The organism is Parasphingorhabdus halotolerans, from assembly GCF_012516475.1.
Classification (GTDB): Bacteria; Pseudomonadota; Alphaproteobacteria; order Sphingomonadales; family Sphingomonadaceae; genus Parasphingorhabdus; species Parasphingorhabdus halotolerans.
In genome coordinates, this window is sequence record NZ_CP051217.1 from 98,965 (window position 1) to 111,668 (window position 12,704).

The following is a 12,704-nucleotide window of genomic DNA, read 5'->3' on the forward strand; positions in this document are numbered from 1 at the left end:
ATGCCTAGCCTCCGCACCACCGCTATAATTTGCTCCGTTCGCCCGCATGGCGAGCATGGTGCGGTGGTGCGTTCTTTAACCCCGGAGAATGGCCTGATGTCCGGCTATGTCCGCGGGGCGCGGTCACGTACGATGCGGCCCATTTTGATCCCTTCCAATATTGTCCAAGCGGACTATCGTGCGCGGACGGAAGATCAATTGGCGTCGATGACTGCAGAGCTGACACAAAGCCGTGGCCCCTATCTCGGAGAGCCCTTGGCAAGCGCGGCGCTGGATTGGGTGACTGCTCTTACCGCAGCGGTATTGCCCGAAGAACATGGTTATCCCTCGCTGTACAGCGCGCTTTCCGGGCTTCTTGATGCGATATGCAGCGCCCCGTCGGCCAAGGGTTGGGCGGTGGCTCTGGTCCGTTATGAACAGCTCCTATTGGCAGAACTGGGCTTTGGGTTGGCATTGGATAATTGCGCGGTTACGGACGCCGAGAATGATCTCATCTATATCAGCCCGAAAAGTGCCATGGCTGTTAGTGCCGGGGCAGGGCTGGCCTATAAAGATAGTTTACTGCCCCTTCCGGGAATTTTGAAAGGCGCGGGTAATCCGGGGTGGAATGATATTTTTGATGGTCTGAAAGTGACGGGATTTTTCCTGCGGCGGCATTTCTTTGAAGATCGACGCGCCGATGTAATGGCGGCGCGCTCGGTTTTGGTGGATCGCCTCAAAAGGGTGGTTGCCTGAATCGATTGAACGCGGCAGGAGCGTCCGCTGTACTTTAAGGAATATTCCATGCATATCGCAGTGCTCGCCGGCGACGGTATTGGTCAGGAAATCATGGTTGAATGCCTGCGTGTGCTGGAAGCACTGAGCTTGCCTGATCTGAAGCTAGAGCATGCTGATGTTGGCGGTGTCGCTTACCATAAACACGGCCATCCATTGCCGCCAGAAACGTTAGCATTGGTGCATTCAGCTGACGCTGTTCTGTTTGGCGCAGTGGGTGACCCAGCGTGCGATAATCTGGATCGGCATCTTCGCCCGGAACAGGCGGTGCTCGGGCTACGCAAGGAAATGCATACTTTCGCCAATTTGCGGCCCGCCAAAGCTTTCGCGGGATTGGAAGGACTGTCTGCATTGAAGCCTGAAGTAGCAGGTGCGATTGATCTGCTGATCCTGCGCGAGCTAACCGGCGATATCTATTTCGGCGACAAAGGCAGGCGCACCACCGATGCTGGCCTGCGCGAGGGCTATGACATCATGTCTTATGATGAAAACGAGATTTCGCGGATAGCGCATGTGGCGTTTAAATCTGCGCAAGGCCGCCGCAAAAAGCTTTGTTCGGTTGATAAGGCCAATGTGCTGCAAACATCTGTGTTATGGCGCGAAGTGGTGAACGAGGTCGCTGCCGACTATCCCGATGTTGAGCTAAGTCATATGTATGTGGATAATGCGTCCATGCAGCTGGTTCGCAATCCAGGCCAGTTCGATGTTATGCTCACCGGTAATATATTTGGCGATATTCTGTCGGATCAAGCCAGCATGTGTGTGGGCTCGATTGGACTGCTCGCGTCGGCTTCTTTAGGCGAGGGCACCAAGGGGCTTTACGAACCCATCCACGGTAGCGCGCCGGATATTGCGGGGCAGGGCATTGCAAACCCATCAGCTATGATATTGTCAGCGGCGATGATGCTGCGGCATAGTTTTGGAATGGAGGCAGAAGCATTGCGAATTGAAACCGCCGTTGCTGAAGTACTTCAGGCCGGTGTGCTGGGCCATGATCTTGGCGGCAAGGCATCCACCACCGAAATTGGCGACGCGGTTGTCGCACGGCTTTCTGCAAGCTAGGATTACACCATGAAAAGAAATACCGGCCAGGACCGCAGCATTACCAAAAACTGGCGCCCAGCCACGCAGGCCATACGTGGCGGCACGATGCGCAGCGAGTTCGGGGAAACATCCGAGGCTTTGTTCCTGACCTCTGGTTACGCTTATGATTGCGCCGAGGACGCCGCTGCGCGTTTCAATGGCGATCAGGACGGCATGACCTATAGTCGCCTACAAAACCCGACCGTGCAGATGCTCGAAGAACGAATCGCTTTGATGGAAGGCGCTGAGGCTTGTCGATCGATGGCGACTGGCATGGCCGCCATGACCGCTGCGTTACTTTGTCAACTGGAACAGGGTGATCATGTTGTTGCAAGCCGCGCGTTATTTGGTTCCTGTCGATGGCTAACCGATACATTGCTGCCGAAGTTCGGGATAAAAACCACGATTATTGACGGGCGCAATATCGACAATTGGGAGCAGGCAATTACGCCCAAAACCAAGGTATTCTTCTTCGAAACACCCGCCAATCCGACAATGGATGTTATCGACCTGCGTAGCGTCTGCGATCTCGCGCGATCCAGAGGTATCGTTAGCGTTGTCGACAATGCTTTTGCCACCAACGTGCTCCAAAGACCCATGGAATTTGGCGCGGACGTGGTTGCTTATAGCGCCACCAAGATGATGGATGGGCAGGGGCGCGTGCTCGCAGGAGCGGTCTGCGGCACCGAGGAATTTATCGAAGACACTTTGTTGCAATTCACCCGCAATACCGGTCCGACGCTCAGCGCTTTTAACGCATGGGTTGTGCTCAAAGGGCTGGAGACACTGGACCTGCGGATTCGCAAACAAAGCAATAATGCGCTGGAAGTAGGCAAGTATTTAGAGCGGCGGGTCGAGAAAATATTACACCCCGGGCTGCCCAGCCACCCGCAGCATAATCTCGCGATGAGCCAGATGGAGGCGGCGGGGCCGATTTTTTCGCTCTATGTTGGCGGCGGTCGCAAGCAGGCGCATGCCCTTCTCAACGCATTGAATCTTATCGATATATCGAACAATATCGGCGATAGTCGGTCGCTGATGACTCATCCATCGTCCACGACGCATCATGGCCTGGGAGAAAAAGCGCGACTGGAAATTGGCATTACCGAAGATATGCTTCGGATCAATGTTGGACTGGAAGACCCTATTGATCTCATAGAAGATCTGGATCAGGCTCTTTCGTCTGCCGGACTTTAAGGCTATATTCACCCGATGATGGAAAACTTCTTCCCGTTTGCAGAAACCACTGATGGTATAACCATAAGAGTCTCTGTGACTTTCCTGCCGGAACAATCGGACGTCGATGGCAATCGCTGGTTCTGGGCCTATCATATCCGGATCGAAAATCACCGCGATAGCGCCATACAATTGCTCACGCGGCATTGGCGGATAAGCGATGCCCGTGGCGGTCTGCACAAGGTTGATGGTGAGGGCGTGATTGGCGAACAGCCTATTATCCAGCCCGGCAAAGCCCATGATTATGTTTCGGGTTGTCCGCTCAACACACCAAGCGGCGCGATGGAGGGGTATTTTACAATGGTTGGAGAAGCGCCACCTGCTTTTGAAGTGCGCATCCCCCATTTTCCTTTGATGGCACCGACCGTAGAGCCGTGACAAGGCCCATATGAAAAGAACCCATTTGCCGCTCAATGCGCTGCGTGTGCTGGACGCTGCGGCTCGCCATCTCAGCTTCACACGAGCTGCCGACGAACTGGCGGTGACACCGGCGGCTGTCGGGCAACAAATTCGTGCGCTTGAAGATATGCTCGGCGTTGTGATGTTTCGGCGGACACCTAAGGGATTGGAGCTGACTGACGAAGCCGCCGCGGGACTGGACGCTTTACGGTCCGGTTTCCTGCAGTTCGAAGATGCCGTTCGCGCCATGCAATCGGGGCAGTCATCGAGCAAGCTTACGATTGCGGCACCGCGTGATTTCACCCAGAAATGGCTGAACGAGAAACTATCTGGTTTTGCAGCCGATAATCCGGAAACAAGCTTTGCGCTCGTCGCTGCGGATGACGAGATTGACTTTACAGAAGCTAATCTTGATGTCGCGATATGGCTTGGTGATGGCCCCGGAGACCACGAGGGGATCATGCTTGGCGATACAGTTTTTGTAAAAGTGGCTGCGCCCGGAGCTGAGAACGGTAACAAGATTGATTGGCCGGGTTGTCCCATTTCAGAGGGCGAAGAAACCATGATGCGGGTTGCTGACGGCGGCTTGGCGATTGAAGCGGCGGCCAATGGCTTTGGCTATGCTTGGGTTCCAAAAATGCTGGTGCAGCGCGATTTGGCAGCAGGCCGGGTGGAGATTATCGGAGAAGACAGCATATCATCGCGTGGTTACTGGCTGATGGCACCGACCCCGCAATGGCGGCAGAAGAAGGTCAAGGCACTTGTTGAGGCGTTGGCGAAAGTCTGACTAGCGCCGCTCTGCAGTGATATTCAAAAGCCGGTTCATCAAACCCAGAAATTTCGTCTCATCAACCGGGGTTTTGGGATTATTCCAGCTTCCTGATATTGCATAGCTTCTACCTGATTTAGCTTCTATCAAAAATGCGAACGAAACCACCCCTGGCTCTGATCCACCCTTGCTGCCAACATATTCCCAGCGTTTCGCATCTCCAGGTGGGATGATTGGGTTGATAGCCAATATCTCAGTCACAACCTGATCTTTTACCGAGTGCATCGCAGCGAGTAACTTGCTTATATCGGCCGGTGATGCAAACCACTCGATAGTATCAATGTGGCGAGGACTGGTGGCGAGATTTGTTACCGAAACAGAGTCTATTCCTAACCGGGATTTTTCCTGCTCCAGAAGGCGGTGCTGGTTGGATTCCGTGGCGGCAGCAAAGCGTTCACGGAGATCATCGTTCCTCGGCATTTTTAGCGCGAAAGTCTCAAGAGTGGTCAGGAACGGCAATGCCTTCGACGGATCACTATGTCCGGACCTGCGCAGCAGTTGCTCAATTTTTCTACGGCCTACGTGGTCGATCAGCATGTCAGTCGCCGTGTTGTCGCTGATTGAAATCATCAAAGTCGCGAGCGTCTGCAATGTCAACGGAGCGCCTGCTGGCCAGTTCTGCAAAACGCCGGATGGCAGCGACTGGTGGTTCAGAGCGACCACATCGCTCCATTTTTTCTCGCCGCCTTTTATCTGCTCAGAGAGCGTTGCAAGAACATAGAGTTTGAATACCGAACCGATGGCGAACTGTTTGCGCTGATTAAGACCATCTATATATGCTGGCGTTCCGTTCGAAATTTCGGCGACCTCAAAACCTGTTTGTCCGAGCAGGGCGCGCATCTCTTCTTTGATTTTGCCAACGCTATCTTCGGCAATGTTCACGCCGGTAATTTGCAAGCCGATCACAGGGTAGGGCGGATCGCGGTCCAGCACCATGCGCGCAGCGATCACAGCTTTTTCATATTGAACCTCAACCGTGCCATCGAAATCGCTCGCCGGAATTATGCGTAAAACCGCGATTGGTTGACCGTATTGCACACGAAGCTGAGCCATGCCCGCACGAAATTGAGCGACCGGAACGGCGTCAAGAAAGGATTGCGCGAAAAAAAATTCCTCATCTTCAACCCCTTGGAATATAGCCAGTAATTCGGATGTCCGCAGCTGATAGGGCTCAGATACCGAAGCATTTGAGGAGGGTTGTGCGGAGCCTTGCGAAGGCAATGAAAACGCGCAAACCAAAAAGAGCGCTGAAAGATACCGAACAGCCCGGTCAAGCATCAATCGCCTCTTCATCGAGGCTTGCTGCGTTCTGCTGAATGAAGTTGAAACGGTGCTCGGGGTTCTTGCCCATCAGCCGGTCCACCAGATCCTTAACGCCAGCGCGCTGCTCATATTCCTTTGGCAAGGTGACCTTGAACAATGACCGCGTATCCGGGTCCATCGTAGTTTCTTTAAGCTGGCTAGGGTTCATCTCGCCAAGTCCCTTGAATCGGCTGACGTCCACTTTCTTGCCCTTGAACACTCCATTCTCGATAACGGCGCGCGCCTTGTCATCCTGCGCATAAAGGCTCTTGCCGCCCGTTGTAAGGCGATAAAGTGGCGGACGCGCTAAAAATAAATGCCCCTTTTTCACGAGATCGGGCATTTCCTGAAAGAAGAACGTCATCAGCAATGTTGCGATATGCGCGCCATCGACGTCGGCGTCTGTCATAATGATCACGCGTTCGTAGCGGAGATTATCGGCATCGCAATCTTTGCGGGTTCCGCAGCCCAAAGCCAGCGTGAGATCGGCAATTTCGGAGTTGGCGAATATCTTGGCACTGGCCGCCGAAGCGACGTTCAGAATTTTACCACGTATCGGCAGGATCGCCTGTGTTTTACGGTTGCGCGCCTGTTTGGCCGAGCCGCCAGCGCTATCGCCTTCCACGATGAAAAGCTCTGTGCCTTCGGGATCATTGCCAGAGCAGTCGGTCAATTTACCGGGTAAGCGGACTTTGCGGCCGGAAGTTGCGGTCTTGCGCTTGACTTCGCGTTCGGCCTTGCGTTTGAGGCGTTCATCCATCCGCTCCATCACAAATCCAAGCAAAGCTTTGCCGCGATCCATATTATCGGTCAGGAAATGATCAAAATGATCGCGTACAGCGTTCTCGACATATTTGGTCGCTTCGGGCGAAGTCAACCGGTCTTTGGTCTGGCTCTGAAATTGCGGCTCACGAATGAATACCGAGAGCATCATCTCTCCGCCGGAGATTATATCATCGGCAGTTAACTGCGCGGCTTTCTTGAGTTGCACCAGTTCGCCAAAAGCGCGCATGCCTTTGACCAGCGCATTGCGTAGGCCGGTCTCGTGCGTGCCGCCATTAGGCGTTGGTATGGTGTTGCAATACCAGCTATAACTGCCGTCGGTCCATATCGGCCAGGTTATTGCCCATTCCACGCGGCCTGCTTTGTCGGGAAAATCCTGACTGCCGGCGAAAAAATCGGTGGTCACGGTTTCGCGTCCCGCCAATTGTTCTTGCAAATGGTCGGCGAGACCGCCGGGGAACTGGAATACCGCTTCAGCAGGCACATCATCGCTGGCCTGCGCGTCATCGCACTTCCAGCGGATTTCGACGCCAGCATAAAGATAGGCTTTGGACCGCGCCATCTTGAACAGCCGGGATGGTTTGAATTTATTTCCATCGCCAAAAATTTCAATGTCAGGAATAAACGAGATACTGGTTCCACGCCGGTTTGGTGTGCTGCCCACTTCTTCCAGTTTCGACACTGCATTGCCTTGCGAAAAACTCTGCCGGTAGATGGTCTTGTTGCGTGCTACTTCAACGACCGTGTCTGAAGACAAAGCGTTCACAACCGAGACGCCTACACCATGCAAGCCGCCCGAGGTCGCATAAGCTTTGTCCGAAAATTTGCCGCCGGAGTGGAGAGTGGTCATAATGACTTCAAGCGCCGATTTATCCGGAAATTTGGGATGCGGATCAACCGGAATGCCGCGACCGTTGTCAGTAACCGTCAACCGGTTTTGACTATCCAGCGTGATTTCAATGCGGCTCGCATGGCCAGCGACGGCCTCATCCATGCTGTTGTCGATGACTTCGGCAGCCAGATGATGGAGCGCGCGCTCATCGACGCCGCCTATATACATCCCAGGGCGTTTGCGGACCGGCTCAAGACCCTCCAATACCTCAATAGCAGAGGCATCATAATCGCCCGGTTTGCTGGTTGTCGGCGGATCAGCGCCAAAAAGATCATCACTCATGGGTGATCCTATAAGAGGGCAAGAGTCGCGCTGGCAAGAGGCTTATGCAGCCTCCTGCTCAATCTTAACGAACCCGCGGGCCGCCAAATGGTAACGGGGGAGGTGCACGTCTTGTGCCGCGAGGCAGTTGTGCTTGAAACGCCCGTCCGCAATGTTCCACACAATAAGGAAAACCGGGATTGACCTCCACGCCGCAGAAGTGGAAATCCGGTTCTCCGGGATGGTTCATCGGCCAGCGGCAGACTTTGTCATTGAGATCAAGCAAGCTGGTTTTATCAGCAATATCGTCGCTCGGCTTGGCTGGAACCAAACGGCGCGGCGGTGCCGGCGGAATGGGTGCCTGCTGGTCGCCGGGACCCTGACGCAAGAAACCGCCAGGGCCAACAGATACGATTTTCGGACCGTCAGTTTTGGGTGCACGGGCTTGCTGCGCAGCATGTGTGCGCGCGGCAGGCGTCGGTGGCGGCATCGCGCGACGGGCAACATGCTCTTCTTTTGGCTTTTTCGCCTTTGCGGTCTTGCCCGCCGGTTGTTTGGTTTTGGGCGCTGCCTTGGCCGTTTTTGCTGTTTTTGCTTTCGCTTTAACTGGAGAAGGGCGCGATTTTAGGCCAAGCCGATGCGCTTTGCCGATTACAGCATTGCGGCTCACACCGCCCAGTTCTTCAGCAATCTGGCTCGCGGTGAGGCCTTTTTCCCACATACCCTTTAGTGAATCGATGCGTTCGTCGGTCCAAGCCATACAAAATCCTAAACTATTCCAATAAGTGCCCAATATAGGCCGCTTTGTTATATTTTCAATCACGGCGACTGAGCGCCGCCACGGGGCCACCAAAAAGGTTGTGATTACTCGCCAGAGCCGATAGGCGAAAAGCCTATGTTAGACCAGCCTAAAAATAGTGAAGATTCTTCTGGTGAATTTACCATTCCGCCATTTTTCGAGCCGGGCGTTCCGGTTATTCGCGGCATAAACTGGGGCGGTTTTCTGGCGCTCTATTGGAAGGAAGTGCGGCGGTTCTTTAAGGTACAGCTGCAAACGGTTTGGGCGCCATCAATCACCACACTGTTATTTCTGGTTATTTTCACCGTAGCCCTAGGAAGGGGCGGGCGCACCGTCTTGGGTGTGCCATTTGCGGATTTCATCGCGCCCGGCCTCATCTGCATGGGGATGATCCAGAATGCATTTGCCAATAGCAGCTTCTCGCTGCTGGTTGGAAAAATACAGGGCACGATTGTTGATTATCTGATGCCGCCTCTGTCAGTTGGAGAATTGCTCGCCGGACTGGTCTGTGCCTCAATAACGCGTGCAGTGCTTGTGGGCTTTGCCGTCTGGTTGGCCATGGCTTTGTGGCCGGGCGTAAGCGTCTGGATTGTGCACCCTTGGGCGGTAATCTGGTTTGGCCTCATGGGCTCAGCAATGCTTGCATTGCTCGGGGTACTCACATCAATCTGGGCTGAAAAATTCGATCACGCGGCTGCCGTTACCAATTTTGTGGTTGCGCCGCTAGCGTTGCTTTCCGGCACATTTTACTCGATCGACAAACTGTCGCCGCTATTTCAGGCATTCAGCCACGCGAATCCGTTTTTCTACGCCATATCAGGATTTCGCTATGGATTTTTGGGTGAGGCTGATTCCCCTATATTGCAGGGTTCTATCGTACTGCTGGCCGTTAATATCGTGCTGGCAATCATCTGCTACATACTGCTTAAGAAGGGCTGGAAGATAAAATCGTAAACGCCGCATCTAGTGCCGGTGTATCTGATGCAGTTGATATTTCCCGCCATCATCAATTTTGAACATTTTCGGTACTTCAGGGTGGGCCACAGGTTCGCCGCTGTCATCTTCGAGCAGGTTTTGCTGGCTAACATAGGCAACATAGCTGCTGTCTGAATTTTCAGCGAATAGATGATAGAAGGGCTGGTTTTTGGCTGGCTGCAAATCCTTCGGGATGGATTCATACCATTCATCACTATTGGCAAAGACCGGATCGATATCATAAATGATCCCGCGAAAATCGAATATCCTGTGACGCACGACATCACCTATGGCGAAATTGGCGGCGAGGACCGGCGGTGTGCCTGCGGGCAAAGCATTGCCGGAAGTGGGGCGTTTATTGAGACTCATAGCGCTAATTTAAGCGCATATCCCGCAGATGCAAGCTTATCCCTTGGCAAAGAGAGATAGTTGCGTTAAGCGCGCCGCACGTTCGATAGGCAGGCCTCGGCGGCCCAAGCTCTCAAGTGCGGAGAGGTGCCAGAGTGGTCGAATGGGGCGGTCTCGAAAACCGTTGTGGATGCAAATCTACCCAGGGTTCGAATCCCTGTCTCTCCGCCATCTATACCATCCCAGAAAGTCCCGTATTGTTCCATAAGATAATGTAATTGCTTGTTTTTTAGACTTGCGTGATTTCCAGATGTTCATATAATGTCCCACTAAATCCCACAATAAGTGTGGGGTAAAGTGTGGGGTAAACACGGGATGGTCTAAAATGAAACAGTTAACAGCAACAAAAATACGCAACCTAAAAGAGCCGGGACGCTACAGCGACAGTGATGGTCTGACTCTGATTTTGACAGGTCCAATGAAGGGGCGCTGGAACCTAAGAGTGCAAGTGAATGGGCGACGACGGGATATCGGCCTGGGATCGCTTGGTGTCGTTTCTTTGGCAAAAGCGCGCGAGGCGGCTTTTTTGATCCGCAAAGATATTCACAACGGTCTCGACCCTGTTGCAGAGCGCCAGAAAGCCAAGTTGATTGTCCCAACATTCAAGGAAGCAGCGATCAGAGTCCACGAAGAACACCGCAAAGGTTGGAAGAACGGAAAACATCAAAAACAATGGATACGGACGCTGGAAAAATATGTCTTTCCGAAAATCGGAAACCGGTTGGTCAACGATATGGAGGGACCGACCATGCGCGACGTTCTCTCGCCCATCTGGCTAGAGAAACCGGAAACCGCACGACGGGTTAAGGAGCGGATCGGGCTAGTGCTGGATTGGTCATACGCAAATGGTTTCCGGTCATCAGAAGCCCCGCTGCGTTCAGTAGGTCGAGGCCTCCCGAAGCAACCAAAGCAGGACGGTCACTTCGCGGCGATGCCCTATGAGCAGCTGCCACTGTTTCTCGCATCTTTGCGTTCTAAAGAGAACGTCAGCCGTTTGGCGCTGGAGTTTTTGATCCTTACAGCAACACGTTCCGGTGAAGTGCGCGGCGCGAAATGGGATGAGATAGATATTCGTAGTCGCCTTTGGACGATCCCGGCAGAACGGATGAAGGCAGGAAAGGCCCATTCCATTCCAGTGACGGACGCCGCCGTTGTTGTTCTTGAGCGCGCCCGGATTTATTATGCGCCGGTCAGCAATTTAGTTTTTCCGGGCAAGAATGTGAAACGGCCCCTGTCGGATATGACGCTGTTAAAAGTGCTGCGCGTTGCCGAATTGCCATATACGGTTCACGGTTTCCGTTCATCATTCCGCGACTGGGTAGCAGAACAGACCAGCTATACAGGTGAGGTTGCCGAAGCTGCTCTGGCACACGCTGTCGCTAACAAGGTCGAGGCAGCATATCGCCGTACTAACTATCTCGAAAAGCGACGTGATCTGATGCGTGATTGGGAACAATTCTGTTCCAAATAAAGTTCTACTTTTGTTCTTTCCTACACGCTACCCGAATCGCTAAGTTGTATTTCGTCGAGAGGACAGAAAAAGTCGGTGAGATAGCAACTGATACTCGTTGTTTTTATCAGCACCGGTTGACCGAAAATCCGCGACAGTGTCGATATCGAAAAGGAATTTATCATGCCCCCGAATCATCTGTGCAGAAGCACTCGAACGTTTCCCAAGTTTCAAAGTCTCGTCACGATGTTTGGACAATATTTTCTGGATAGAAAATATGCCCGCGATACTTCGTATCGGAGCAGCAAAATTGATACACACCCCACGCACGGGTGCATACAGCTTTTCTGCGGGTTTCGGAGCGCGCTATCCGCACTCTCTGAAATACTGCCAACAAAAAATGACAGCTATCAGGGGTTTTTCGAGCGTGCGGATAGCGCGCTCTGTCGGTGGCAATCATGAGTGTCGTCAAAATGACCGTCCGGATCAAATCTTCTCAATTTCAGACGTTGAACAGACCTGCCGAACAGCAAGATATCCCTCGTTACCGGATGCTGTCGCAGATTATAGATCAGGGTTTTACCGCTACCGTAAATGACACAGGTGTAAACGAAAATATCCGCAATATTGCTTTCGAAACTGGAACATTATCTGCGCGGATTGCTGTTCTCGAAAGACTTGCTGAAAGGGTGCTGTTTGTTAACTGTGCGGCTTATGTTTATGCCCGTCATGCGGTTCTTAATGGGAGCCGAAATGAGGATGAGTTACAGGCTGAAGCACAGGCCGCTTTTCAAAGGCAACTCAAGATCGCGGAGGATGGGTGATGGCCGTCAGATAGGACCGCGCTGTTTACTTTGGTTGCAGGCAGTTTGTAGACGAGATAAACGAAACAGGTATTCGAACTTGGTTCAATTATGTTCTCCATTGTGGTCGGCGGGCCCACACACGAGTATCCATCACGACAAGGTCGTACTGATTGTCCCTTAGCTCAGCATCTTTAATCATTGTAACTGCTTCTGCGCCGTCAACAACTAGATCATACTCATAACCAAGTTTGGTCAGCATTTCTCCTACCAGAATCTGATTTACGTCATGATTCCCGGCAAACAGCATGCGCTTACACTGCCTCCAAATTCCGGAGTACTTTGCCAGCACACCGTCGAAATTCTTCCCGCTTCATCGTTCAAATTCAGACGCAACGTGATCCGAAACTCTTTTCTGATCATTTCGTCAATGGAAATAGTTGAAGGACAAACTCAAGAAAATTATGCGTTTATGGGAGATTGAACTTATAATATATGATGTCTCGGAAGTCTTTGGGGTCAATAGGATTGTGTAAACAATTTTGACTTTCCACTTTACTTCATCAGAATCGGAAGGCGCTTGGTTGGAGATGTGGGAACGGAAAGGGCGCGCTATTGAGTAGCTGCACAGTCTTTCAGTACGAAGCTTTAATCCGGTCAATTTATCGAGCGTAGAGCTTGTCACTTGCAAGCCTCTTATATAATTGCCT

The 12,704-nt window shown here is 52.6% G+C and carries 12 protein-coding genes and 1 tRNA gene; 9 read left to right on the forward strand and 4 right to left on the reverse strand.

Annotated features, from left to right (window positions below; all coding sequences use genetic code 11):
- The 5 genes from recO to HF685_RS00560 are packed head-to-tail and all read left to right on the forward strand — an operon-like array spanning position 1 to position 4,279.
- Positions 1-735, forward strand: a complete 735-nt coding sequence (recO, locus tag HF685_RS00540; protein WP_168817659.1) for a DNA repair protein RecO — start codon at positions 1-3, stop codon at positions 733-735.
- A 48-nt stretch (positions 736-783) separates the two neighbouring features.
- Positions 784-1,836 (forward strand): 3-isopropylmalate dehydrogenase, encoded by a 1,053-nt coding sequence (gene leuB / locus HF685_RS00545; RefSeq protein ID WP_168817661.1) that lies wholly within the window; start codon positions 784-786, stop codon positions 1,834-1,836.
- Between the two features lie 9 nt (positions 1,837-1,845).
- The gene (locus HF685_RS00550) at positions 1,846-3,054 is read left to right on the forward strand and encodes a trans-sulfuration enzyme family protein (protein WP_168817663.1); all 1,209 of its coding nucleotides are present in this window, start codon (positions 1,846-1,848) and stop codon (positions 3,052-3,054) included.
- 18 nt (positions 3,055-3,072) lie between these two features.
- Entirely contained in the window at positions 3,073-3,471 is a 399-nt protein-coding gene (gene apaG / locus HF685_RS00555) for a Co2+/Mg2+ efflux protein ApaG (protein ID WP_168821071.1), read from the forward strand.
- 10 nt (positions 3,472-3,481) lie between these two features.
- Positions 3,482-4,279 carry a LysR family transcriptional regulator gene (locus HF685_RS00560; RefSeq protein WP_168817665.1) on the forward strand — a complete coding sequence of 266 codons (798 nt, stop codon included), beginning with the start codon at positions 3,482-3,484 and terminating at the stop codon, positions 4,277-4,279.
- Here HF685_RS00560 and HF685_RS00565 read toward each other — a convergent pair whose 3' ends face one another.
- The 3 genes from HF685_RS00565 to HF685_RS00575 form a co-directional block, all read right to left on the reverse strand.
- Entirely contained in the window at positions 4,280-5,374 is a 1,095-nt protein-coding gene (locus tag HF685_RS00565) for a serine hydrolase (RefSeq protein WP_168817667.1), read from the reverse strand.
- A gap of 217 nt (positions 5,375-5,591) precedes the next feature.
- Entirely contained in the window at positions 5,592-7,580 is a 1,989-nt protein-coding gene (gene parE, locus HF685_RS00570; RefSeq protein WP_168817669.1) for a DNA topoisomerase IV subunit B, read from the reverse strand.
- Positions 7,581-7,644: 64 nt separating this feature from the next.
- Positions 7,645-8,319 (reverse strand): GcrA family cell cycle regulator, encoded by a 675-nt coding sequence (locus HF685_RS00575; RefSeq protein ID WP_168817671.1) that lies wholly within the window; start codon positions 8,317-8,319, stop codon positions 7,645-7,647.
- 135 nt (positions 8,320-8,454) lie between these two features.
- On the opposite strand from HF685_RS00575, the gene HF685_RS00580 reads away from it, so the two are divergent.
- Positions 8,455-9,312 (forward strand): ABC transporter permease, encoded by an 858-nt coding sequence (locus HF685_RS00580; protein WP_168817673.1) that lies wholly within the window; start codon positions 8,455-8,457, stop codon positions 9,310-9,312.
- A gap of 9 nt (positions 9,313-9,321) precedes the next feature.
- Here the strand turns inward: HF685_RS00580 and hspQ are convergent, their stop codons facing one another.
- Positions 9,322-9,702, reverse strand: a complete 381-nt coding sequence (gene hspQ / locus HF685_RS00585; protein ID WP_168817675.1) for a heat shock protein HspQ — start codon at positions 9,700-9,702, stop codon at positions 9,322-9,324.
- 120 nt (positions 9,703-9,822) lie between these two features.
- Here hspQ and HF685_RS00590 point away from each other — a divergent pair.
- From HF685_RS00590 to HF685_RS00600, 3 genes are all read left to right on the forward strand, one after another.
- Positions 9,823-9,912, forward strand: a tRNA-Ser gene (locus HF685_RS00590).
- A gap of 154 nt (positions 9,913-10,066) precedes the next feature.
- Entirely contained in the window at positions 10,067-11,212 is a 1,146-nt protein-coding gene (locus tag HF685_RS00595; protein ID WP_168817677.1) for a tyrosine-type recombinase/integrase, read from the forward strand.
- 437 nt (positions 11,213-11,649) lie between these two features.
- Positions 11,650-12,015 (forward strand): hypothetical protein, encoded by a 366-nt coding sequence (locus HF685_RS00600; RefSeq protein ID WP_211051273.1) that lies wholly within the window; start codon positions 11,650-11,652, stop codon positions 12,013-12,015.
- Positions 12,016-12,704 lie beyond the last annotated feature (689 nt).